This window comes from Bradyrhizobium sp. dw_411, assembly GCF_018449695.1.
In the GTDB taxonomy this organism is placed as follows: domain Bacteria; phylum Pseudomonadota; class Alphaproteobacteria; order Rhizobiales; family Xanthobacteraceae; genus Bradyrhizobium.
On the sequence record NZ_JAAVUY010000005.1, the window covers coordinates 107,055 to 131,888 of the forward strand.

Consider the following 24,834-nt stretch of genomic DNA (forward strand, 5'->3'; position numbering starts at 1 on the left):
AAGACGCGCTCCTCACCATGAGGTCATCACCAGGCCCGTCTCGCTCCTACAACTTCACGCCCGCCCTTGCCGCCGCCTGCGCCACATACTTCTGGGTCTGCTGGAACGCCCCCTCCAGCGCCTTGGCGGTCGACATGTCGCTGATCTCGGCGAAATGCGCTGCGATCGCGTCAGGCGTCCAGTCGGCCTCGGCGAGGTTGATGCCTTCGGTTTCCAGTATCTTGATCACTGCGAACGAGCCCGCGCCGGCGCCCATGATGGTACGGGTCGGAGCATCTTCGCCCAAAAGATAGAGCACCGCCGGCGTGATCGATTCCGGTTTCATCAGCGCCAGCGCCTGCGGTGGCAGCAGTTCTTCCGTCATCCGGGTTGCCGCGGTCGGCGAGATCGTATTGACACGGATGTTGTTCTTGCGGCCCTCCTCGGCCAGCACATTCATCAGGCCGATCATGCCGGACTTGGCCGCGCCGTAATTGGCCTGGCCGAAATTGCCGTAGAGACCCGACGATGAGGTGGTGACGACGATGCGGCCGTAATTGCGCGCGCGCATGCCATCCCACACCGCCTTGCAGCAGTAGAACGTGCCGGTGAGATGGACGTCCAACACCTTGGCGAAATCGGCGACCTCCATTTTGGCAAACGACTTGTCGCGCAGGATGCCGGCATTGGCGCAGAGCAGATCGACGCTGCCCCAGTCTTTGGTGGCGCGATCCACCATCGCCGTGACCTGCTCGAAATTGGAAACATCGGCGCCATCGGCCATCGCAACGCCGCCGGCCTTCTTGATTTCCTCGACCACGCTTTCGGCCGGGGTCAACGAGCCGCCGGTGCCGTCGCGGGCGCCGCCGAAATCATTGACCACAACCTTGGCGCCGCGTGCCGCCAGCCCCAGCGCATGCGCCCGCCCCAGACCATTGCCCGCGCCGGTGACGATGGCGACGTGTCCGTCAAACCTGATTGTCATGATTACAATTCCCGGATTTTGTTGTCTCGTCATGCCCGGACTTGATCCGGGCATCCATCAAAAGAAAAATGGATGATGGATTATTTTTGATCAGTGATGGATTGCCGGGTCAAGCCCGGCAATGACGAATGACTTTTAGGAAAAATAAATCAAGCCGATCCAGTCGGCCACCAGCGCGGGCTTTTCCTCGCCCTCGATTTCCACGGTGACATTGGTGCGTGACTGCAGCTCGCTGGGCTTGCGCAACTTGGCTTCCATCAGGGTGAACCGTCCGCGCACGCGCCGACCGGCGCGCACCGGCGAGATGAAGCGCAGTTTATCGAAACCGTAATTGACCCCCATGGTCGTGCCTTCGATGACCGGCATCACCTCATAGGACATGATGCTCATCAGCGACATCGTCAGAAACCCGTGCGCGATCGTCGAGCCGAACGCGGTTTCGCGTTTGGCTCGCTCGGGATCGACATGGATGAATTGATGATCCTCGATCACATCGGCATAGACGTTGATCCGCTCCTGATCGACCATATGCCATGACGACACTCCGACCTCATGGCCGACCATGGCCTGATAAGCCTCAAGCGAGATCGGCGGCTTCTTCCAGACTTCATTCATGCACTAGCTCTCCGCCGATCCGGCTGATCTTATTTTCTGCAATTCCGGGAAATCCTCTTCGCGATGTTCCTGCCCGCGCAGTGCATCGTCGCGATTATTGTCGTGCTCGAGACGCCGCAATTGTACGCGGCGGATTTTTCCGGAAATCGTCTTCGGCAATTCCGTCACCAGTTCGATCCGCCGGATGCGCTTGAACGGCGCCAACCGGACGTGCAAATGCCTGAAGATCGACAACGCGGTTTCCGGCGAACGCTCCGCGCCCGCCACCAGCAGTACATAGGCCTTGGGGATCGCCAACCGGATCGGGTCGGGACTGGGAACCACCGCGGCCTCGGCGACCCACTCGTGTTCGAGCAGGATGCTTTCCAATTCAAATGGGCTGATGCGATAGTCCGATGATTTGAAGACGTCATCGGAACGGCCGACAAACGTCAGATACCCCTCGTCGTCGGCGAATACCACGTCGCCGCTGCGATAGAGATCGCCGTCGGCGCCGCTCAGGCTGCCGTCGTCGCCCTGATAGCCCTGCATCAGGCCCGCGGGCCGCGCATCGCCCAGCACCAGGCTGACCTCGCCCTCCCTGGTTGGCTGCCCGTCGCTGTCGGTGATCCGCACGCGGTATCCGGGCAGCGGACGGCCCATCGAGCCGATCTTCACTTTCTGGCCAGGCGAATTTCCCGCCAGCGCCGTGGTTTCGGTCTGGCCATAGCCGTCGCGGATCGTCAGCCCCCACGCCGTGCGAACCTGATCGATCACTTCAGGATTGAGCGGCTCACCGGCGCCGCAGACCTCGCGCAGCGATACTTTGAACGTCGCGAGCTTCTCCTGGATGAACAGCCGCCATACCGTCGGCGGCGCGCACAGCGTGGTGACGCCACATCGGCCGATGGTCGCGAGCAATCCCTTGGCGTCGAAGCGCGGCTGATTGACCACGAATACCGTGGCGCCGGCATTCCACGGCGCGAAAAAGCAGCTCCAGGCATGCTTGGCCCAGCCCGGCGAGGAAATGTTCAGATGGACATCGCCCGGCTGCAACCCGAGCCAGTACATTGTCGACAATCCACCGACGGGATAGCTGCGCTGGCTGTGCCGCACCAGTTTTGGTTTTGCTGTCGTGCCCGACGTGAAATACAGCAGCATGGGATCTTCCGCCCCGGTCGGACCATCCGGCGTAAAGGCTTCCGGAAATTCCGCGGCCTGCTCATAGGCCAGCCAGCCCCCAGGCTTCGACGATGCATTGACAACGATACGGACGAGATCGTCGCCACCGAGCCCGGCCAATTTGGCGATCTGATCCTGTGCCGCCACGACAACCCTGGCGCGGCCGCGATCGAGCCGGTCGTACAGCTCATCCGGCGTCAACAGCGTGGTCGCGGGGATCACCACCACCCCGAGCTTCATCGCCGCCAGCATGGTTTCCCACAATGGAATGACGTTGCCGAGCAATAACAGCAGATGATCGCCGCGCTTCAGTCCCTGCGCGCGCAGAAAATTCGCGACCTGATTGGACCGGCTGGACAATGCTGCAAAAGACAATTTTGTCTCGCGGTTGCCGCCGGCATCGACAATCCAGAGCGCCGGACGATCCCTGCTGTCGGCGTTGCGCGCCAGTTCCGCGTCGAACCAGTCCAGCGCCCAGTTGAACGGGACGGGATCGGGCCAACGGAAGTCCGCGACAGCCTTGTCGTAATCCGTCCGATGCCGGAGCAGGAATTCGCGCGCTTCCTGGAAACTTGTCATCGGCGTTGGTTATTTCCCCGCGAGGTCACGGACATGCTGGATGATCCCGGAGAAATCGACGCCGCCATGTCCGGCTGCGTCGAATGCCTTGTAGATTTCCTGCGCATGCTTACCGAGTGGCGTTGCCGCGCCGGCGGCCTTGGCCGCGTCCTGCGCCAGCGTGAGATCCTTCACCATCAGCGCTGACGCAAAGCCCGGCTTGTATTCGTTGTTGGCCGGCGATGTCGGCACCGGGCCCGGCACCGGGCAATAGGTCGTCAGCGACCAGCATTGCCCTGATGAAGTCGAGGCCACATCAAAAAGGGCCTGATGCGACAGCCCCAATTTTTCGGCAAGCGTAAAGGCCTCGCTGACCGCGATCATGGAAATGCCGAGGATCATGTTGTTGCAAATCTTGGCCGCCTGCCCCGCGCCGGCGCCGCCGCAATGCACGATCTTCTTGCCCATGTTTTCCAACACCGGCTTCGCCGCCGCAAACGCCTTTGCCTCGCCGCCCGCCATGAAGGTCAGCGTCGCGCCCTTGGCGCCGCCGGTACCGCCGGACACCGGCGCATCGACCGACGCAATATTATGTTTCGCGGCCAGACCATGCGCCTGCACCGCGCTTTCGACATCGATGGTCGAGCAATCGATGATCAGCGCGCCTTTTGTCATGGCGGGCAAGATCTCGTTCCAGACCGACAGCACATGCTTGCCCGCCGGCAACATGGTGATGACGACATCATTGCCCTTGACGGCGGCCACCGAACTATCAGCTATCCCGGCTCCGTCGGCCTGCGCCTGATTGCGCGCGGCGCCGGCCAGATCGAACGCGACCACCTTGTGGCCGGCCCTGACCAGATTGGCCGCCATCGGGCCACCCATATTGCCGAGACCGATGAATGCGATGTTGGCCATCTCTAACTTCCTCCGCTCAGGCGTTTCTGTTTTGTTGTTTATTCAAATACGAGTTCGTCGGCGCCGACCGTCGCGAGATAAGGCGCCAGCATCGCAGGTGTCACATCCTCAATCCGCGGCGGCGACCAGCGGGGATTGCGATCCTTGTCGATCACGGCCGCGCGCACGCCCTCGCGAAAATCGTCGCTCCGGAACACTTCCAATGCGGCACGATATTCCCGCACCAGGCATTGTTCCAGCGAAGACGATGAGCGCGCCAGCCGCAACAGTTTCAGGGTCACAACCATGCCGCGGGGCGATTTCTCGTTCAGCGTTTTCAGCGTCGCCAGCGCCAGTTCCGAACCGTCGCGCTGCAAAGATGCGAAGATATCTTCCATCCGGTCGCCGGCGAACCAGCCGTCGATCCTCGCCTGCATCGCGGCGACGGGACCTAAAGTCTCGCTGGTCGAAAAGCCCTTGATGAGCGTTCCCACCTCTCCTGAGGTTGTGCCGGGTTGGATTTTGGTGAGAACTTCGCGCAAGGCCGGAAGCCGGCTTGAAGGCACAACGGCGTCGGCGAATTTGGCGTAGATCGCATCCGGGCCATTCATGGTCTGGCCGGTCAATCCGAAATAAGTCCCGACCTCGCCGGGCGAGCGCGACAATAGCCAGGTGCCGCCGACATCCGGAAAGAAGCCGAGACCGACTTCGGGCATCGCCAACTTTGTCCGCTCGGTGACGACGCGGTGCGCGCTGTGCGCGGACAGGCCGACGCCGCCGCCCATCACCAGCCCGTCCATGAACGCGACATAGGGTTTGGGATATTTCGCGATGCGCGCATTCACGATGTATTCCTGGCGCCAGAACATCTTGCCAAGATCGCCACCGGCGCGCGAGCTCTCATAAAGGCCGCGAATATCGCCACCGGCGCATAGACCGCGCTCACCCGCTCCTTCCAGCACCACCACCGCGATCGCAGGATCGGATTCAAATTGATCCAGCGCCGCGTCGATGCTGATGGACATTTCCAGCGTCAGCGCGTTGAGCGCCTTCGGCCGGTTCAGCCTGATGATGCCGGCCGACCCTTCGCGCCGGACGATCAGATCGCCTTCGGTGTCCACGACCGCGGCCGGCGCCGTCATCGAGCGCCCTCGATCAGCTTGCGCGACACAATCAGCCGCATGATTTCGTTGGTGCCTTCGAGGATCTGGTGCACGCGCAGATCGCGCACGATCTTTTCGATGCCGTATTCGCTGAGATAGCCGTAACCGCCATGCAATTGCAGCGCCTGGTTGGCGACCTCAAAACCCACATCGGTGCCGAAGCGCTTGGCCATCGCGCATAACATTGTCGCGTCGGCATCCTTGCGATCGAGCGCCGCCGCGGCACGCCACACAAAGGTGCGCGCCGCCTCGAGTTCCGTCGCCATGTCGGCCAGCCGGAACTGCAGCGCCTGGAATTCGTCGAGGCGCTTACCAAACGCCTTGCGCTCTCTCATATAGGCCAGCGACTTGTCGAGCGCGGATTGCGCGCCGCCGAGCGAACAGGCCGCGATGTTGATGCGGCCGCCGTCGAGCCCGGCCATCGCAATCTTAAAGCCGATACCCTCGTCGCCGAGCCGGTTTGCGACCGGCACGCGCGCATTCTCGAAGATCACCGCGCGGGTCGGCTGCGCGTTCCAGCCCATCTTGCGCTCGTTGGCGCCGAGCGAAAGCCCCGGCGTATCGCCCTCGATTACCAATGTCGAGATACCGCCCGGCCCGTTATCGCCGGTGCGAACCATTACGACATAAATGTCGCCGCCACCCGCGCCGGAAATGAACTGCTTCTGACCGTTGAGGACATAATGGTCGCCGTCACGCACCGCGCGGGTGCGCAGCGCCGCGGCGTCCGAACCAGAGCCCGGTTCGGTCAGGCAGTAGCTCGCCAGCAATTCCATGGTGCAGAGCTTTGGCAACCATTTCTGGCGCTGCGCCTCGCTGCCGAAGGCGTCGATCATCCACGCCGACATGTTGTGGATCGAGATGAACGCCGACACCGTCGGGCAGCCCTGCGCCAGCGCCTCGAAGATCAGCGCCGCATCGAACCGCGTCAGCGCGGAGCCGCCGACATCGTCGCGGATATAGACCCCGCCGATGCCGAGCTTGGCCGCTTCGCGCATCACATCGACCGGAAAATGCTTTTCCTCATCCCAGCGTATCGCATGCGGCGCGATTTTTTCCGCCGCGAAATCCCGCGCCATATCGCGAACAGCAATCTGGTCCTCGTTGAGAGCGAATTGCATCAAAAAGCCGCCAATGGATCAATCACTATCCTCCGTCATTGCGAGGAGCGAAGCGACGAAGCAATCCATCGAACGGCATTAAGGATGGGTTGCTTCGCTGCGCTCGCAATGACGGCTCTAAGCCTGCGCTAATTGACGAGCGTCAATTCATCGTCGGAATCGAGAACTCCGCGCCTTCCTTGACGCCGGACGGCCAGCGCGCCGTCACGGTCTTGGTCTTGGTGTAGAAGCGGATCGAATCCGGACCATGCTGGTTGAGATCGCCGAAGCCGGACTTCTTCCAGCCACCGAAGGTGTAATAGGCGATCGGCACCGGGATCGGCACGTTGATGCCGACCATGCCGACATTGACCTTGGCGGCAAAATCGCGCGCGGCGTCGCCGTCGCGGGTGAAGATCGCAACGCCGTTGCCGTAGTCATGATCCGACGGCAGCGCCAGCGCTTCCTTGTAGTCGTTGGCGCGCACCACCGAGAGCACGGGACCAAAAATCTCTTCCTTGTAAATCCGCATGTCCTTGGTGACGTTGTCGAACAGACAACCGCCCATGTAAAAACCCTTTTCATAGCCCTGCATCTTGAAGCCGCGGCCATCGACCGCGAGCTTGGCGCCTTCCTTGATGCCGATCTCGACATAATCCTTGACGCGCTCGAGCGCAGCCTTGGTCACCAGCGGACCGTAATCCGCCGAGGGATCGATTGAGGTGCCGATCTTCAAGCTCTCGACGCGCGGGATCAGTTTTTCCATCAGGCGGTCGGCGGTGGTCTTGCCCACGGGCACCGCGACGGAGATCGCCATGCAGCGCTCGCCAGCCGAACCGTAACCCGCGCCGATCAGCGCATCGACGGTCTGGTCCATGTCGGCGTCCGGCATCACGATGGCGTGGTTCTTGGCGCCGCCGAAGCACTGCGCACGCTTGCCGGTGGCGGCCGCACGTTCATAGATATATTGCGCGATCGGCGAGGAGCCGACAAAGCCCACGGCGCTGATATCGGGATCGTCGAGGATGGCGTCGACCGCCTCCTTGTCGCCATTGACGACATTGAGGATGCCCGGCGGCAGCCCCGCTTCGATCATGAGCGCCGCCAGCGCCATCGGCACACCGGGATCGCGCTCCGATGGCTTGAGAATGAAGGCATTGCCGCAGGCAATCGCGGGCGCACACTTCCACAGCGGGATCATCGCCGGGAAATTGAACGGCGTGATGCCAGCGACGACGCCCAGGGGTTGCCGCATCGAATAGATGTCGATGCCGGGGCCGGCGCCCTCGGTGTATTCGCCCTTCATCAGGTGCGGAATGCCGCAGGCGAATTCCACCACTTCGAGGCCGCGCTGGATATCGCCGCGAGCATCGGGAACGGTCTTGCCGTGTTCGCGCGCCAGCAACTCGGCCAGCTTGTCGTAATCGCGCTGCGCCAGTTCGAGGAACTTCATCATCACACGGGCGCGGCGTTGCGGGTTGGTCGCGCCCCACTCCGGCTGCGCCGCCTTGGCGTTCTCGACCGCGGCGCGCAATTCGGCCTTGGAGGCCAGCGCGACCTGCGCCTGAACGTCGCCGGTCATCGGCTCAAACACGTCCGCAAACTTGCCGGATGTGCCCTTGACCTCGCGGCCGCCGATAAAATGTCCGATTGTACGCATTCGTTCCTCCAAGAGCTCTGCACGTGCCGATTTGAGCGGCATCTTGCAGTCTTTACAGCGTTTGGAAAGGTTTTTCAGCGCGCGGCGGATTTGCGAAAATGCGGCCTTTGCGGCGTTTCCGGCGCTCTACGACCAACGTCGAATGCGGTGGGTCCGCGCGCCGAGTATTGTGGCGCCTATGAGGCGGTCTTTTTGGTCTTCTTTGCGATGACCTTGGGCGTTGCCTTCTTCGCAGCCTTTGCCGGCGACGCCGTCCCACCCAGCACGGCAGCACGCCCGGCGCTAAGGATCTCGTCGGAAAACTCTCCGCTGCCGGCGATGCGCGACAGCACCAGCGTGCCCATCATGGTCGCCAGCGTCGCCATCGCCTGCTTTCGCGCAGCTTTGGGTGTTGCGCCCGGGAGCTGCTCGGCGAGCATGTCGATCATCTGCTCGAGCTTGGCCGCAAACGCCCTGCGGGTTTTCGGGCTCTCGCGCGCGATTTCCGAGCCCAGCGACGGGACCGCGCAGCCATGGCCAGGATCGTCGCGATGAACCGTCGTCAAATAGGAATTGACGATGGTGGCAAGGCGCTTGTCCGGCGGGGTCTGCTCGGCCAGCTTGCGCCAGCGCTCGGTCGAGCGGTCCATCGCATGCGCAAAGGCCTCGATCACAAGCGCTTCCCTGGAATCGAAATGCGCGTAGAAGCCGCCATGGGTCAGACCGGCTTCCTTCATCAGATCGGCGACGCCGATGCCATGCGCGCCCTTCTCGCGAAGCCTGACCGAAGCCTTCTTCACGATCCGCGCGTGGGTCTCGAGCTTGTGTTCCCTGGAATATCGCATCGGCGGTCCCATAAGATGTTTGAGGTCATATAATCACATCCGCCGCCGCGGAAAGTTGTTTTTTTATTGTATTTATGCGTGTCCCTGCCCCGGGGATTCGCATTTTCCAGCGGCCTTGACAAGGCTGTGGTTTGATCCGGGAAGTGGTACAATCCCTTGCAACTCAACCAATCGATGGCGAGCCACCCGATGCAGATGCTCAACCCGTTTTGCGGCGTCGACCGCGACCCGCGCGGCGTCGTCCGCCTGACGATCTGCAACGCCGGCTCGCTCAATATCCTGGGATCGGCTGCGATCAACGGCGTGCGCGAAGGACTTCAATCGCTCGCGGCCGATCGGGATATCCGCGTACTTGTACTCGCCGGCCAGAGCGAAAAGAGCATGATCGGCGGCGCCGACATCAAGGAAATGGTACAGCTCGATCAGGCCTCCGCCGAGACCTTCATCACCGGCTTGCGCGATCTCTGCGAAGCCGTGCGCGCCTTTCCCGGGCCTGTTATCGCCCGGATGCCCGGCTGGTGCCTCGGCGGCGGACTTGAAGTGGCCGCCGCCTGCGACTTCCGGGTCGCGGCGCATGACGCCAGGTTTGGCATGCCCGAAGTCAGGGTCGGCATCCCCAGCGTGATCCACGCCGCATTATTGCCGCGGCTGATCGGTGCCGGCCGTGCCCGCTGGCTGTTGATGACAGCCGAGAATATCGACGCTCCCACCGCCCTCGCCTGGGGACTGGTTGACGTGGTCGCGCCGCCCAACGGTCTCGACGCTGCGGTCGAAAGGACCGCGGCGATGCTGCTGGAATGCGCGCCGCAAGCGCTGCGCGCCCAGAAAGACCTGATCCGGCAATGGGAAGAATTGCCGCTGAAGGAATCCGTCGATCTCAGCATCGGCGTGTTCGGGCGATCGTTCCTGACCGGCGAGCCGCAGCGACTGATGCAGGGTTTTATCGACCGAAAACGGTAGTGGGCAAGGCCGTCAGACCCGCGCCGTCAGTTCATCCATGCCATGACAATTTCTCAGGCCTGCCGCATTGCAAATTTTGCATTGCATCATATGATGATTGTCATGCAAAAGACGCGCTGCAGCGCGTGACATTGAGGAGATTCCGTCATGGCCACATCTTCCGATCCGGTCGTCATCGTTTCCGCCGCCCGCACGCCGCTGGGCAAATTTCTGGGCGATCTCTCGCCCTTCAGCGCCCACAAGCTTGGCTCCCATGTGATCTCGGCCGCGGTCGAACGAGCCAAACTCGCGCCGGAGCGGATCGAAGAGGTGTTCATGGGTTGCGTGCTGCCGGCCGGACAGGGTCAGGCGCCGGCGCGGCAGGCGGCACGCGGCGCCAAACTGCCGGATGCCACGGGCGCCACTACCATCAACAAGGTTTGCGGCTCGGGGATGAAGGCGACCATGCTGGCGCACGACATCATCAACGCCGGTTCGGCCGGGATCGTGGTGTCCGGCGGCATGGAAAGCATGACCAACGCGCCCTATCTGCTGGCCAAGGCGCGCGGCGGTTACCGCGCCGGTCATGACCGGATCATCGATCACATGTTCCTCGACGGCCTCGAAGATGCTTACGAGGCCGGCCGCTCGATGGGCGATTTCGGCGAAGCCACCGCGGAGGCCTATCAGTTCACCCGCGCCGATCAGGACGCCTACGCGATGGAGACGCTGACCCGCGCCCGCAAGGCGGTCGAGGGCGGCGCGTTCAAGGCCGAGATCGTGCCGATCACGATTGCGGAAAAGGCCGGCCCGCGCACGATCGGCAATGACGAGATTCCGCTGAAGGTCGATCCCGCGAAAATTCCGGGCTTGAAGCCGGCATTCCGCCCCAACGGCACCATCACGCCCGCCGCCTCTTCCGCAAACGCCGACGGCGCTGCTGCGCTGATCCTGGCAAAGCGATCCCTCACCGACCGCGACGGCCTGCCCGCGCTGGCCGAGATCAGGGGGCATGCGACCCACAGCCAGGAACCGCAATGGTTCACGACCGCGCCGATCCCGGCGATCCGTAAAGTACTCGACAAGGTCGGCTGGAGCGTCGGCGATGTCGATCTGTTCGAGATCAACGAGGCGTTCGCGGTGGTCGCGATGGCCGCGCAGCGCGATCTCGGAATCCCCCGCGAGAAGCTTAACATCTATGGCGGCGCCTGCGCGCTCGGCCACCCCATCGGCGCGACCGGCGCCCGCCTGATCGTGACGCTGCTGCATGCTCTCGAAGCCCATAATCTGAAACGCGGCGTCGCCGCACTCTGCATCGGCGGCGGCGAAGCCACCGCGATCGCGATCGAACGCATTATGCACTGACGTTACGGCTCTGTCCGAAAACGAGGGAAGTTCGGCATTTATGTCGCCCGGTTCCTGAACTAGGATGTGCATCCGGCACATCCCGCAAACCTTCCCTTCCAGATAACTTTTCAGAGGCTAAATGATCTCGAACTGGCTGTCGGCCGCCCTCGCCCGTCGCAATATCCATTACGGCTGGGTGATGGTCGGCGTGACCTTTCTCACCGCGCTGATCAGCGCCGGGGCGGTCGGTGCGCCCGGCGTCTTCATCGTGCCGCTGCAAAAGGAATTTGGCTGGACCACCGCGCAGATTTCCTCGGCGCTTTCCATTCGTTTCATCCTGTTCGGGCTGATGGCGCCGTTCGCCGCGGCGCTGATGAACCGGTACGGCCTGCGCAATGTCACGCTGGCCGCGCTGTTGACGGTGGTGTCGGCGTTGCTGCTTTCGCTCGGGATGACAGAGATCTGGCAATTGATGCTGTTGTGGGGCGTCGTGGTCGGCATCGGCACCGGAATGACAGCGTTGGTGCTGGGCGCGACGGTTGCGGCGCGCTGGTTCGGAGCACGACGTGGGCTTGTCATCGGAATTCTGACCGCCAGTGCTGCAACCGGACAACTAGTTTTCCTGCCGCTGCTGGCGAGCCTGACCGACCGAATGGGATGGCGAGTTGCCTTGGGGCTGATGTGCGGACTGCTCGGCATCGCCGCGTTCGCGGTACTGATGGTGATGCGTGATCGTCCTGGAGATGTCGGCCTGCGGCCTTTCGGCGACGACGGCACGCAACCGCTGCCATTGCCGGCCCCCAACAACGCGCCGATCATGGCAGCCGCGCTCGGCACGCTGCGCGATGCGGCCAAGACCCGGGTGTTCTGGATCCTGTTCGCCACGTTCTTTGTCTGCGGCGCCAGCACCAACGGCCTGGTGCAGGTGCATCTCATACCGATGTGCCTCGATTTCGGTATTCCGCAGGTTCAGGCCGCGAGCCTGCTCGCCGCGATGGGTATCTTCGATCTCTTCGGCACCATCGGATCGGGCTGGCTGTCGGACCGCTATGACAACCGCTGGCTGCTGTTCTGGTATTATGGCCTGCGCGGCCTGTCGCTGCTGTTCCTGCCGTTCAGCAATTTCTCGTTCTACGGCCTGTCGCTGTTTGCGATGTTCTATGGCCTCGACTGGATCGCTACGGTACCACCGACCGTGCGCCTCACCGCGCAACGATTCGGGCCGGAACGCGCCAATCTGGTGTTCGGCTGGATCTTCGCCGGTCATCAACTCGGCGCCGGTGTCGCCGCGTTCGGTGCGGGTCTGTCGCGCACGGTGCTGTTGAGTTATTTGCCGGCATTCTTCGCCGCCGGCGCGCTGTGCATCATCGCGGCGACGCTGACGCTGGCGATCTCGCGGCCGCCGAAGCCGGTGGTTCCCAAACCGGCGGTGGCGTAAAGACACCCCTCATCCTGATCAGGATGAGGACGGAGCGAAGTTCGCGCGAACTCATGGTTCGAGATGCGCCAACGGATCCGCGCGAAGCGCGGCCCTTACGGCCTGATCTTCATATTCGTTGCCGGACCCGGCGTGCGGATCGGTTCGGCCAGCCGGGCGAATTCGCACAACAAAGAGCGAGTCTTGCGCGGGTCGATGATCTCCTCGACCCAGAATTTTTCGGCCGAGCGAAACGGCGAGCGCAGCTTGCTGAGGCGATCCTCGATCTCCTGCAGCTTGGCCTTCGGGTCTTCGGCCGCATCGATCTCAGCACGGTAAGCCGCTTCGATGCCGCCCTCGAGCGGCAGCGAGCCCCAATAGGCCGACGGCCACGCATAGCGCAGCGAGAATCGGTCCGCCGGCTGATGCACGACGCCGGCGACGCCAAAGGAATTGCGCACGATGATAGTGCACCAGGGCACGGTGCTCTGGTTGACTGCGGCCATCGCTCGCACGCCATGGCGGATCGTCGCCGCCTTCTCCGCATCGAGCCCGATCATGAAGCCGGGGCAATCCATCAGATAGACTACCGGCAGATGGAAGGTCTCGGCGAAGTCGACCCAACGCACCACCTTCTGGCAGGCTTCCGCCGTCCATGATCCGCCGTAGTGAAACGAGTCACTGGCGAGCAGCAGCACGGCGCGGCCTTCCAGCCGCGCCAATCCCGCGATGATCGAGCGGCCGAAATTGGCGCCCACCTCAAAGAACGAGCCCTTGTCGACCACTGCCTCGATGATCGGGCGCATCTTGTAGACCTGACGGCGATTGCGCGGCACCGCTGTCATCAGCGACTCCTCCGCGCGTTCAGGATCGTCGTTGCTGGGAACGGTTGGCGGCAACTCATAGACCGACGACGGCAGATAGGACAGGAAACGGCGCGCGCAGGCGAACGCTTCCTCCTCAGTTTCGACGGCATGATCGATCGCGCCGGCACGGGTCTGGATATCCGCGCCGCCAAGCTCCTGCTTGGTCAGATCCTGGCCGAGGCGTTTCACCACCGGCGGACCCGCGACGAACATCGCCGAACTCTTGGTCATGACAGAATAATGGCTCGCCGCCAGTCGCGCGGCCCCGAGACCCGCCACCGAACCGAGGCCGAGACCAACCACCGGCACACGGGCCAAATTCCCAGTCGTGTAGGCGTACCAGCGCGTGCCGCCGATCCCGCCCGGCAGATTGGCAGCACCTTTGGTTTCGATGGTTTTCACCGAGCCGCCGCCGCCGGAGCCTTCGATCACACGGATGATCGGCAACCGAAAGTCATGCGCCATTTCCTCGGCCATCAACGGCTTGGCCCAGATCGAGGCATCGGCCGATCCGCCGCGCACCGTGAAATCGTCACCGACCACGACCACCGGCCGCCCGGCGATCTTGCCGCGCCCGAAGACGCAATTCGCCGGGGTCAGTTGGGTGAGTTCGTTATTCTCGTTATATTCGGCAATCCCGGAAATCGCGCCGATCTCGTGGAAGCTTGTGTGATCGACCAGTTTGTCGATGCGCTCGCGAACCGTAAGCCGGCCCTGGTCATGCTGCCGCTTGACCTTGTCAACGCCTCCCATCTCGCGCGCGAAGGCTTCGCGCCGAGCGAGGTCGTCGAGTTCCGGCTTCCAGTTCATTCGCATCCTCCGACTTGATGTTCTTATTATTGTTGGGCGTTGATACCGGCAGCGCCTTCCTGTCCATCCGGCCGCTGAAGATATCTCCGTCGGCACCCTCCAGCAGACTGCCGACCGCGGCGCCAAGCTCCAGCAATTTCGGCGCGACTTCGCTGTGCAACCGCTTCTCGTCATACATCGCCGACAACAGACCGATCGTGGTCACCACGAAGGTTTGATATTGCGGCGACCACAGCGGCACCGCGAGACCGTTGATATGCGGGCTCCACAGGCCGCAGGCGACGACATAGCCGTGCTCGCGCAAGAACTGGCGGTTGGCCGCGATACGCGGCCGCAGCATTTTGGCGCTGTCGGGACTTTCACGGTCCATTTCAGCCAGCAGCGCGTCGCCGACATCTTCGTCGAGCGCAGCCGTGTAGGCATGACCTGCCGCCGTGCTCGCCATCGCGATGCGGCTGCCGGTGCTTTCATGCAGACCGAGCGCGCTGGCTGAGCGGGCGAACTCGAGATAGACCAGATGAAATCGATCCGGGATGACGAACCCGACGGTGCCGGGCAATTGTTCGGCGACCTCCTGCAACCGCAGCCGGATCAAATTGCGCAGTTGCAGCCCGCGCATCATCGAGGTGCTCATCGCGACCGCGCTTGGCCCGATCCGGTATTTTTGGTCACGCGGGAGATAGACCAGTTGGCCCATCCGGGTCAGCGTATGGGTCAGGCGCGAGACCGTCGATCGCGGCAATCCGCAACGGTTGGAAATGTCGAGATTGCCAAGCCGCGTCTCGTGGCCCTCGAAGCAACGCAACACATCGAAGGCGCGCGACACCACCTGAATGACATCGCCCTCGCCTGCAAGATCGCTGGCAAGCATCCCCTGTTTACTGAGCCGCTCCGAGCGTCGTCCCATGAAGCACCTTTTATTTCGCTATGCGGAATTAAATTCCACTTGATGATCAGGCTACCTCAGGCAATCCTTAGTCACAACTGGAAGCCGGGGCGCCCGCCCCTCGATATCCGCTGTTATGCGACCGCGCGTGGCAGCAATTCCGGAGCGCGGAATGCCTGACATCAAGATCGTGACCGAAGTCGCGGGCCGTGTTTGCGCGCTTCCCCTTGAGGTCGGAGCCAGCGTCAGTGAGGGCGACGATGTCGCCTTTGTCGAAGCCATGAAGATGGAAATCCCCGTCGCCGCTCCGGCAACGGGCAAACTCAAATCCATCCTCGTGAAGCTGGATGATGTGATCGCCGAGGGACAGATCGTCGCCATCATCGCGGCTTGAGCGCGTTTTTCCCGCACCGCCTGCCATATAATGCACCACCGGACAGGTTTCGGCGCGCGCCAAGGCGACGTAAAGTCGGCGTGAAATCATACGCGTGACAGGAAGTGACATGAATAGTTTGCGCCCGGCGCCCCACCACAAGGCCGAAGACTGGGCCTCCGCCAAGGTGCCGCTGCTGCGGTTCCTCAACGCCTGCCACTCGGATTTCGCTGCGGAGAACGGCGGCAATGTGGCGAGCTATATCCCCGAACTCGGCAAGGCCGATCCCGCTCATTTCGGCATCAGCCTCGCGACCCTAGACGGCCATGTTTACGAGGTCGGAGATACCAAAATTCCGTTCACGATCCAGTCGATGTCGAAGCCGTTCGTGTTCGCGCTGGCGCTGGATACGCTGGGCGCGGCGCAGGTCGAGAGTGAGATCGGCGTCGAGCCATCGGGCGATCCCTTCAATTCGATCCGGCTCAATGCCGACAATCATCCCTTCAATCCCATGGTCAATGCCGGCGCGATTGCTTGCTCCGGCCTCATTCATCGGGCCAAAGGCGACGGCGCACTCGAATATATCCGCCAGGCGCTCGGCCGGTTTGCCGGGCGCGAGCTTGGCGTCGATGAAGCGGTCTATGCCTCGGAAAGCGCGACCGGCGACCGCAACCGCGCGATCGGCTATCTCCTGCGCAATTCCACCGTCATCAAGGACGATGTCAGCGCGGTGCTGGAAGTCTATTTCCGTCAGTGCTCAATTCTCGTGACGGCGCGCGACATCGCGATCATGGCGGCAACTTTGGCCAATCGCGGCGTCAATCCCGTGACCGGCGAGCAGGTGCTGACCCCCTACGCGATCTCGCGCACGCTTTCGGTGATGACGAGCTCCGGCATGTATGATTACGCCGGCGAATGGATCTATCGCGTCGGCATTCCCGCCAAGAGCGGCGTCGGCGGCGGCATCCTGGCGGCGTTGCCGGCGCGGCTCGGGCTCGGCAGCTATTCCCCCAGGCTCGACAGCCACGGCAACAGCGTGCGCGGCATCAAGGTCTGCGAGGCGCTGTCGCTGCATTACGACCTGCATATGCTCAACCGCAGCGACGATGCCCGCAACAGCATCATCGCCGACTACAACATCGGAAAAAGCGCCTCGCGGCGCAGCCGTCGGCCCCATGAGCAGAAAATCCTAGCGGCTCATCATCACGATGTCCGCATCATCGAACTGGTGGGCACACTGACCTTCGCCAATGTCGATTACGTCTCGCGCCAGCTTGCAGGCCGGCCGCGCCCGCAATTCATCATTTTCGACCTGCGCCGGGTCGCCGCGATCACCCGCGCCGGCGCCCGGCTGCTGGCGGAAGGCATTCGCGAACTGGCCGTGTTCAACGTCACGGTCGTGATCTCCGGCATCAAGCGTTCGACGACGGAATGGGAACCGCTTGGCGAATGGGTCAAGGGTATCTCGAATTTGCGCAACTGGCAGTCGCTCGACGATGCCATCGAATGGGCCGAGGACCAGATCGTTTACCGCCACGGCGGCACGATCGATTCCACCGAAATTACCGAATTATCCGAGCAGGCTTTGCTGGCCGGATTGACGGCAGATGAATTGACACACCTCGCCTCGCTCGGCACGGTGCGAACCTATCAACCGGGACAGCGGATCATCACCGCTGGGGAACCCGCGACCTCATTGTTCTTCCTCAGGAGCGGCGTGGTTCACGTCAAACTTCCCGATGGCATCCGGCTCGCGACCATCACCGCAGGCATGGCATTCGGAGAAATGGGGCTGTTCGAAACCCATCGCTCCGCCGACGTGCTGGCCGACAACGCCGTCACCGCGCTTGAAATCCCGTTGCGCGACTTTCAGCGCTTTCGCGAGGAGCACCCGCGCATCGGTGAGCGCATCATGCGCAATCTCGCGCAACTGCTTGCCAACCGCCTGATCGCGGCCAATGCCCGAGTGAATTTGCTGACGACGAACTGACGATCTGAGCGTCCAATCCTGGCACTCTACCCGACCACCTGCTCCACGGGCTGCATGTCGATCGCGAACGTCTCCAGGAATTTCGACGTCATGATGTAGAAGCCGACCGCGAGTTGCAATTCGACCAGTGCCGCCGGCGTCAGCCTGGCCGCGATGGCGTTGAAGGTGGCATCGGTTGGGCGGCGCATCGCCACGATCTCGTCGGTGAGGGCGAGCGCCGCGCGCTGCAGTTCATTAAAGCAGGTCGCGGACTTCCAGTTTTCCAGCGCCGCGTTTTGTTCGTCAGTCACGCCGACATTCTTGCCGATGCGCTTGTGCGCGACAACTTCATAGGGCGCCTCGCACAGGATGCCGGTCCGCGAGATTGCAAGTTCCCGCACCACCGGATCCAGTTCGCCGCGGTGGCGGATCGCGCCGCCAAGGCGGCAATACTGCTCGAAATAAGCAGGCGAATGCGCCATCATTCGAAAGATATTGGCGTTGCGGTTCTTGCCCAGGATCTCGCGGGTACGTTCATTCGATTTCGAAGTATCGCAATAATCGATACGGGCCATAATTCACCTTGGGTTTTCTCGGGATTTTGCGGCCTGCTTTATGGAGTGGCAGGTTCTGTCAGAAAGAGTATCCAGCTCATGAAGCCGGATCAACAGCTCGCGCCGGCTCGATCATGCCGCGTACCGGAAAATCGCTTTCAAAATTCCATCCCTCGCGCATAAACCGGCTGCAGCTGAGCCAAAATGCCGCCGCATTGCTGTTCGACCTTGAGACGGTCGATATTCGCTGAGTGGGGACTCATTAGAGCGAATACTCGTCGTATGGGGTGTTCCGAGTAACAACAGATCGGTCGTCGGGTCTTCGCAGGCCACGATGAATCGCGCCCAGGTTTAGGGAGAGAACGGCATGAAGGAAGCCACCAAGAGGGCGGCCTCGGAAGCGCTCGCGCAGACGCTGGCGGTGACGGCTATGCTCGTCATCGCCGGCGTTCTGTTTTATTCGCGATGAAACCCGCGCCAGCTTTCAGACGCGGATCTATCCCTGAAACACCACGGCATCCACCACCACGCAACCTTTACCGACACTGTCGAGCAGCACCGGGTTAAGATCGAGGCTCATCACCCTCGCCGCGGGATCGAGCATCAACTCGCCGATCTTCACCACGGCATCGCAGAGCGCATCGACATCCATCGGCGGCTCGCCGCGCACGCCCGCGAACAGCGGCGCAATCTTCAGTTTGCCGAGGGCCTCGCGGGCATCGTCTTTGGAAAACGGCGGCAGCAGAAGTGTCGTATCGCGGAAAATCTCGACATATTTTCCGCCATCGCCGACCGCCACGACAGGGCCGAACACGGGATCGCGATGCGCCCCGATCATGATTTCGCGCCGGCCGCCGGCCATCGCCGCAATGATGACGCCGTCGAACCGTGCGCCATGCTTGCGGATGATCTCCTCCATCTGCGCCCACACCTCACCGGCCTCCTCGCGGGTCCTGACGCCGAGTTTCACCAAGCCAAGCTCCGACTTGTGCGCGATATCGGCCGAACATCCCTTGACCACAATCGGCCCGCCGATGGTCTCGAACGCTGCGATGGCCTCGGCGCGCGAACGGCACAACCGGTGCGGCACCACGGGAATGCCCCGCGCGGCCAGCAGTGCGAGGCTGTCGGCTTCGTTCAGCATGATCGACGTCGACGAAACCGGAATGCTGGGCTGATTTACCTTGGCGCGGGCCGCCTTGCGCGCGCGGGTGCGCGCCATCAATTCGCGATGCGCCAGGAACTGGTGCAGTGCCGTGACCGCTTCTGTCTCGGTCGGAAACACGGAGGAGCCTTCCGCCGCGAACTGCGCGGCGACGCTGTGTTGGGTCGCGGCGATCACCAGCGGTTTTCCGGTCTGCTTGCCGAACGCCGCAGCATCCCGCGCGAAGGCTTCGACGTCATAACCCGGACCTGCGACGGGGACGCCGATCAGGAACGCGTCGGCCGCGGGATCTTCCGCAATCACCGGCAGGATATCGCCGAACAGCCGGCTGTTGGACAGCAAGGCCGCGGTCAGGTCGATCGGATTGGTCGTGGTTGCAAAACTCGGCAGGATGCCTTTCAGCTTCTTGTCGGTTTCATCCGCCAGCTTCGCCATGGGCATGCCGACGGCGGTCGCCGCGTCCGCCGTCATGACGCAGACCGCTCCGGAATTGCTGATCGCGACTAGCCGCCGGCCCCTGGGCTTCCAACCCTTGAGATAAAGCTCGGTCGCCTCGACCAGCCCGCGCATGTCAGGCGCGCGCCAGATGCCGTGATGCTCAAAGAACGCATCGACCACGCGGTCTTCATTAGCGAGCGCGCCGGTGTGCGACTGCGCCGCCGCCCGCCCGGCCTCGGAGCGGCCGGACTTTAATGCGATGATCGGCAGGTCACGGTCGAGCGCCACGGCCGCGAGTTCTTCCAGATATTTCTTCTCGGGGATGCTCTCGAGATATAGCAGCAACAGTTTTACTTCGGGATCCTCGGCGACCGCGACCGCGAGTTCGCCGACCGTGATATCGGCATCATTGCCGGTGGCGTGGGTGTGGCGGACGCCGATGCCGCGCTGGCGCAAGAACCCGACCGGCACGGTCGAGAGCGCACCGCTCTGGCTGAGCATCGCGACATGCCCTTCGGCCCGGTCCATGTCCATGAACATGGTCGAAAAGCTTGCAATCGCGCCGGTGCCGAAATTCGCCAGCCCTTGCGAATTCGGGCCGACGATGCGCATGCCTGCCTTGTGGGCGGCCTCGACCATCCGCCGCTCCTTCGCTTTGCCCGCGACGGCATCGACTTCACCGAAGCCCGAGGCCATTACGACGGCGACCTTGACGCCATGCGCGGCGCAATCTTCCACCACGCCGATGGCGTTGTCGCCGGCAACCGCGACGATCACCATCTCAGGCGCTTCCGGCAGATCGTTGAGGCTCTTGTAGCATTTGTAGCCTTGCACTTCCGGCCGCGACGGATTGATCGGGAAAATCCTGCCCTTGAATCCGAACTTGTCGAGGTAATGCACCGGACGGCCGCCAACCTTGTTGGGATTTTCCGATGCGCCGATGATCGCGATGGAGCGTGGGTCAAGCGCGGCCTTGAGACGGCTCATGATGTTATCCTTGTAAAGGTCTCAGCTAATACGATTTCGGCAGGCCCAGCACCTTCTCGGCGATGAAGCTGAGAATGAGCTGCGGGCTGATCGGTGCGATGCGGGGGATCAGGGATTCGCGCAGGTAACGCTCGACGTGAAACTCCTTGGCGTAGCCGAAGCCGCCATGCGTCATGACCGCCTGCTCGCAGGCCTGAAAACCGGCCTCGCCCGCGAGATATTTGGCGGTATTGGCCGCCGGCCCGCACGGCAGCCCCTGATCATATTGCCAGCCCGCCGACAACGTCATCAGCCAGGCGGCTTCGAGCTCCATCCAGTTCTTCGCAAGAGGATGCTGGATCGCCTGGTTCTGACCGATCGAACGGTTGAACACATTGCGGGTTTTCGCATAGGCGGCGGCGCGCGACAACGCCAGCCTGCCTAGCCCAACCGCTTCCGCCGCGATCAGAATACGCTCGGGGTTCATGCCGTGCAGAATATATTCGAAGCCGCGGCCTTCCTCACCGAGGCGATCCTCGATCGGAATTTCAAAATTCTCGATGAACAATTCGTTGGAATCGACGGCCTTGCGGCCCATCTTCTCGATTTCATGCACGGCGATGCGGCTGCGATCGAAATTGGTATAGAACAGGCTGAGGCCGTGGGTCGGGCTTTTGACTTCTTCCAGCGGCGTGGTCCGTGCCAGTAACAAAATCTTTTCCGCGACCTGCGCGGTGGAGATCCAGACCTTCTGGCCATTGACGATATATTTGTCGCCGCTGCGAACCGCGCGGGTCTTAAGCTGCGTGGTGTTAAGGCCGGTGTTGGGCTCGGTGACGGCGAAGCACGCCTTCTCCTGGCCCGAGATGATCGGCGGCAGCATCCGCTTGCATTGTTCTTCGTTGCCGAACACCACCACGGGGTTGAGCCCGAACACATTCATGTGCACGGCGGAAGCGCCTGACATGCCGGCGCCGGATTCCGAAATCGTCCGCATCATGATCGCGGCATCGGTAATGCCCAGGCCCGAGCCGCCATAGGCCTCGGGAATGCAGATGCCGAGCCAGCCGGCATCCGCCATCGCCTTGTGGAAGTCGGCCGGGAAACCGCCCTCCTTGTCCTTTTTCAGCCAATAGGCATCGTCGAACCGCGCGCAGATTTTCGCGACCGCATCGCGGATCGATTCCTGGTTGGCTGTGAGCGCGAAATCCATTTGTTTTAATCCGTCGCTGCCGTGGTGACGCCGTCGCGCACCAAGGCGGCAATCTCGTCGGCGGAAAATCCGGCCTCGTGCAAAACCTCGGCGCCGTGCTCGTTCAGCCGCGGCGCAAGCCGCAAGCACTCCACCGGCGTATCCGACCACGCGGCGGATACTTTCATGCTGCGGATCGGGCCTTCGCTGGGGTGATTGACCACCGGGAAGAAGCCGGTCGCGACCAGATGCGGATCCTCCAAAATACTTTCGAGATCGTGCATCGGCATGACCGGTACATCCGCTTTGGCGAGCAGCTCAGCCCACTCGGCGGTGGTGCGGGTTTCGAAGATGCGCGCGAGTTCGGCATAGACCGTGTTGATGTTGGTGGCGCGGCCGGCGAAGGTCGAGAAGGTCGGATCGCGGCGCAGATCGTCACGGCCAGTCGCCTTGAAGAAGTTCTCCCACTGCTTGTCGTTATAGACGATCACGCAGATATAGCCGTCGGAGGTTTTGTAGGGCCGCCGGTCGCGCGACAGATGCCGGGCGTAGCCGCCTTTGTCGAGCGGCGGTTCGTAGGTCAGGCCGCCCATGTGATCGCCCATCACGAAGCTCGCCATGGTCTCGAACATCGGAATATCGACACGCTGCCCGCGCCCGGTGCGGTCGCGATGCACAAGACTTGCGCAGATCGCGCCGACGGCGGTGAGCCCAACGATACGATCGACCAGCGCGTTCGGCACGTAGCGCGGAACGCCGTCATTGGTCTGCGCCATCAGCGCCGGCAAAGCAGTCGCGCCCTGGATCAGATCGTCATAGGCGGGCTTGGCCGCATAAGGCCCGTCCTGGCCGAAGCCGAACACGCCGGCATAGACCAGGCGCGGATTGATCTTCGAGACCACGTCGTAGCCGAGTTGCAGCCGCGCCATCGCCTGCGGGCGTATATTGTAGACCAGCACATCGGCGGACGCGATCAGCCGCAGCACGGCGTCACGGCCCGCCGGCTTTTTGAGATCGAGAACAATACCGCGCTTGCTGCGGTTGGTGTTGAGAAACACCGGCCCCATGCCGGCATGGCGGGTCGGCCCGATCAGCCGCGTCACGTCACCATCGGGGGTTTCGACCTTGATGACGTCAGCGCCGTAATCGCCGAGCATCTGGGTCGCATAGGGCCCCATCAGCACCGTCGTCATGTCGATGACCTTGACGCCCTCCAGTGGTCCCATGGTTAGTTTGCTCCCGGCGACGGCGCTGTATGGTTTGCGCCATTTTTCTGAGGTCTAGTAAAGGCAGGCCACCCGCAAGATCAAGGCCGGCAGGCGTATGGGCGTATGCGTGGGGGGCTTCGTAGGGTGGGCAAAGCGAAGCGTGCCCACCATAGTACATCGACATAGATGGTGGGCACGGCGCAAGTGCGCCTTTGCCCACCCTACGCCTCCTTCCCCATCATTACCCGCAGTTCCGTCTTCAGCACCTTGCCGTAATTGTTCTTCGGCAGCGCGTCGAGATAGACATAGCGCTTGGGCCGCTTGAAGCGCGCGATCGAGGCGAGGCAGTGCGCGTCAAGGCCAGCATCGTCGGCCGCGGCGCCCTGTTCCAGCACCACGCAGGCGACGACGATTTCGCCCCAATCCGGATGCGGCACGCCGATCGCCGACACCTCGCGCACATCGGGATGCGTCAGCAGCGCCTCCTCTACCTCTCGCGGGTAGATATTGGTGCCGCCGGAAATGATCACGTCCTTGGAGCGATCCGACAGCGTCAGGAATCCGTCTTGATCCAGCCGTCCGACATCGCCGGTCCGCAGCCAGCCGTCCTTGAGAGTCTCGGCATTGGCCTTCGGGTTGTTCCAATAACCGAGCATCACCGCCGAGCCCTTGGCCTCGACTTCGCCGGTCTCGCCCGCCGGCAACGGCGTTCCATCCGCGCCTGTGATGCGAACCGACATTACGCTCTGCGCTGGCCCGACCGAGGCAAGCCGCTCGAGATAACGCGGATGGTCAGTGCGCGCATGCCATTCGCGGCTGAGCGAGGTGATCGTCATCGGCGATTCACCCTGGCCATAGATCTGCACAAAGCGCTGGCCCATGGTGGCGATTGCGTCCCTGATATCGGCGAGATACATCGGCCCGCCGCCATAGATGATGGTGCGAAGCCCCTCGCCATTCTCGCCGCGACGCTTGGCGACATCGACCAGCCGCCGCACCATCGTGGGCGCGGCAAACATCACGACATTGTCGAGCTGCCTTCCGAGGTTGAGCACCTCATCGGGATCGAAGCCGCCGGATTCCGGAATCACATGCCGTCCGCCCATGCGGACATGTGGGAAATGATAGAGACCCGCGCCGTGCGATATCGGCGCCGCATACAGCGACGCATCGTTCGGCGTGGCGTAGTCGACATCGGCAAGATAACAAAGCGTCATCGCCACCAGATTGCCATGGCTCAGCATCACCCCCTTGGGACGGCCTGTCGTGCCGGACGTATAGAACAGCCAGGCGAGATCGCTTTCCTCGCGCGGCAACGGCATGGGCGTGCCCTCGCCTTCGCGCATCGCGCGATAGGCTTCGCTGTCCATCGACAGTGTTTTCATCCCCTCGGGCAGATCGTCCCTCGCCTCAGCCAAGGCCTCGATCGTGTCGTCGGACAGAAACGTCAGCTTCGCGCCGGCATCGGCGCAGATCCACGCGGCCTCGCGTCCATGAAGCTTGGCATTGATCGGGATCGCCACGGCGCCGATCCACCAGATCCCGTAAAGGCATTCGAGATATTGCGTGCAATTGCTCGCGAACAGGCCGATGCGGTCGCCGGGCGTGATGTAGCAGTCGCGCGCCAATGCCGTACCGATCGCCGCGGCCCGCCGCGCAAAGGTCGCGTAGTCGGCGTCGAGATCGAAACCGGTCAGCAGCGCTGGCGCATCGGGACGAAGCCGCGCCGATGCCGCCAGCCATTCGGCGACGTTCATCGCTC

General features: G+C 62.6%; 20 protein-coding genes. 5 read left to right on the forward strand and 15 right to left on the reverse strand.

Annotation, left to right across the window (positions count from 1 at the left end):
- Positions 1-46 precede the first annotated feature (46 nt).
- From HB676_RS09780 to HB676_RS09815, 8 genes are all read right to left on the reverse strand, one after another.
- Positions 47-964: an SDR family NAD(P)-dependent oxidoreductase gene (locus HB676_RS09780; protein WP_213737583.1), complete on the reverse strand. Its 918-nt coding sequence runs from the start codon at positions 962-964 to the stop codon at positions 47-49.
- Between the two features lie 135 nt (positions 965-1,099).
- Positions 1,100-1,579, reverse strand: coding sequence for a MaoC family dehydratase (locus tag HB676_RS09785; protein ID WP_213737584.1), 480 nt, complete (start codon positions 1,577-1,579; stop codon positions 1,100-1,102).
- Positions 1,580-1,582: 3 nt separating this feature from the next.
- The gene (locus HB676_RS09790; protein WP_213737585.1) at positions 1,583-3,319 is read right to left on the reverse strand and encodes an AMP-binding protein; all 1,737 of its coding nucleotides are present in this window, start codon (positions 3,317-3,319) and stop codon (positions 1,583-1,585) included.
- A gap of 9 nt (positions 3,320-3,328) precedes the next feature.
- A complete protein-coding gene (gene mmsB / locus HB676_RS09795) occupies positions 3,329-4,216 on the reverse strand; it encodes a 3-hydroxyisobutyrate dehydrogenase (RefSeq protein ID WP_213737586.1) in 888 nt (295 codons plus the stop codon).
- Between the two features lie 38 nt (positions 4,217-4,254).
- Positions 4,255-5,337: an enoyl-CoA hydratase/isomerase family protein gene (locus HB676_RS09800; RefSeq protein ID WP_213737587.1), complete on the reverse strand. Its 1,083-nt coding sequence runs from the start codon at positions 5,335-5,337 to the stop codon at positions 4,255-4,257.
- Positions 5,334-6,479 carry an isobutyryl-CoA dehydrogenase gene (locus HB676_RS09805; RefSeq protein ID WP_213737588.1) on the reverse strand — a complete coding sequence of 382 codons (1,146 nt, stop codon included), beginning with the start codon at positions 6,477-6,479 and terminating at the stop codon, positions 5,334-5,336. The genes HB676_RS09800 and HB676_RS09805 overlap by 4 nt, the downstream gene beginning before the upstream one ends.
- A gap of 142 nt (positions 6,480-6,621) precedes the next feature.
- Positions 6,622-8,118, reverse strand: a complete 1,497-nt coding sequence (locus HB676_RS09810; RefSeq protein WP_213737589.1) for a CoA-acylating methylmalonate-semialdehyde dehydrogenase — start codon at positions 8,116-8,118, stop codon at positions 6,622-6,624.
- Between the two features lie 176 nt (positions 8,119-8,294).
- Entirely contained in the window at positions 8,295-8,942 is a 648-nt protein-coding gene (locus tag HB676_RS09815) for a TetR/AcrR family transcriptional regulator (RefSeq protein ID WP_213737590.1), read from the reverse strand.
- 189 nt (positions 8,943-9,131) lie between these two features.
- On the opposite strand from HB676_RS09815, the gene HB676_RS09820 reads away from it, so the two are divergent.
- From HB676_RS09820 to HB676_RS09830, 3 genes are all read left to right on the forward strand, one after another.
- On the forward strand, positions 9,132-9,902 hold the full coding sequence (locus tag HB676_RS09820) for an enoyl-CoA hydratase (protein ID WP_213737591.1): 771 nt from the start codon (positions 9,132-9,134) through the stop codon (positions 9,900-9,902).
- Between the two features lie 147 nt (positions 9,903-10,049).
- On the forward strand, positions 10,050-11,246 hold the full coding sequence (locus tag HB676_RS09825) for an acetyl-CoA C-acyltransferase (RefSeq protein WP_213737592.1): 1,197 nt from the start codon (positions 10,050-10,052) through the stop codon (positions 11,244-11,246).
- A gap of 121 nt (positions 11,247-11,367) precedes the next feature.
- The gene (locus tag HB676_RS09830) at positions 11,368-12,666 is read left to right on the forward strand and encodes an MFS transporter (RefSeq protein ID WP_213737593.1); all 1,299 of its coding nucleotides are present in this window, start codon (positions 11,368-11,370) and stop codon (positions 12,664-12,666) included.
- 95 nt (positions 12,667-12,761) lie between these two features.
- On the opposite strand, the gene HB676_RS09835 is transcribed toward HB676_RS09830, so the two are convergent.
- Together HB676_RS09835 and HB676_RS09840 are read right to left on the reverse strand one after the other, a co-directional pair.
- Positions 12,762-14,321, reverse strand: a complete 1,560-nt coding sequence (locus HB676_RS09835) for a carboxyl transferase domain-containing protein (protein WP_213737594.1) — start codon at positions 14,319-14,321, stop codon at positions 12,762-12,764.
- Positions 14,251-15,228: a helix-turn-helix domain-containing protein gene (locus tag HB676_RS09840; RefSeq protein WP_213737595.1), complete on the reverse strand. Its 978-nt coding sequence runs from the start codon at positions 15,226-15,228 to the stop codon at positions 14,251-14,253. Before HB676_RS09840 ends, HB676_RS09835 begins: the two co-directional genes overlap by 71 nt.
- A gap of 151 nt (positions 15,229-15,379) precedes the next feature.
- On the opposite strand from HB676_RS09840, the gene HB676_RS09845 reads away from it, so the two are divergent.
- Both HB676_RS09845 and glsA read left to right on the forward strand, forming a co-directional pair.
- A complete protein-coding gene (locus HB676_RS09845; RefSeq protein WP_213737596.1) occupies positions 15,380-15,601 on the forward strand; it encodes an acetyl-CoA carboxylase biotin carboxyl carrier protein subunit in 222 nt (73 codons plus the stop codon).
- 109 nt (positions 15,602-15,710) lie between these two features.
- A complete protein-coding gene (gene glsA / locus HB676_RS09850) occupies positions 15,711-17,570 on the forward strand; it encodes a glutaminase A (protein WP_213737597.1) in 1,860 nt (619 codons plus the stop codon).
- A 26-nt stretch (positions 17,571-17,596) separates the two neighbouring features.
- Here glsA and HB676_RS09855 read toward each other — a convergent pair whose 3' ends face one another.
- From HB676_RS09855 to HB676_RS09875, 5 genes are all read right to left on the reverse strand, one after another.
- Positions 17,597-18,124 (reverse strand): carboxymuconolactone decarboxylase family protein, encoded by a 528-nt coding sequence (locus HB676_RS09855; protein ID WP_213737598.1) that lies wholly within the window; start codon positions 18,122-18,124, stop codon positions 17,597-17,599.
- A gap of 475 nt (positions 18,125-18,599) precedes the next feature.
- Complete coding sequence (locus HB676_RS09860; RefSeq protein WP_213737599.1) at positions 18,600-20,693, reverse strand: acetate--CoA ligase family protein; 2,094 nt, start codon at positions 20,691-20,693, stop codon at positions 18,600-18,602.
- A gap of 25 nt (positions 20,694-20,718) precedes the next feature.
- On the reverse strand, positions 20,719-21,885 hold the full coding sequence (locus HB676_RS09865) for an acyl-CoA dehydrogenase family protein (protein WP_213737600.1): 1,167 nt from the start codon (positions 21,883-21,885) through the stop codon (positions 20,719-20,721).
- 5 nt (positions 21,886-21,890) lie between these two features.
- Positions 21,891-23,090, reverse strand: a complete 1,200-nt coding sequence (locus HB676_RS09870) for a CoA transferase (RefSeq protein WP_213737601.1) — start codon at positions 23,088-23,090, stop codon at positions 21,891-21,893.
- 203 nt (positions 23,091-23,293) lie between these two features.
- The gene (locus HB676_RS09875; protein ID WP_213737602.1) at positions 23,294-24,829 is read right to left on the reverse strand and encodes an AMP-binding protein; all 1,536 of its coding nucleotides are present in this window, start codon (positions 24,827-24,829) and stop codon (positions 23,294-23,296) included.
- Between the last annotated feature and the right edge of the window lie 5 nt (positions 24,830-24,834).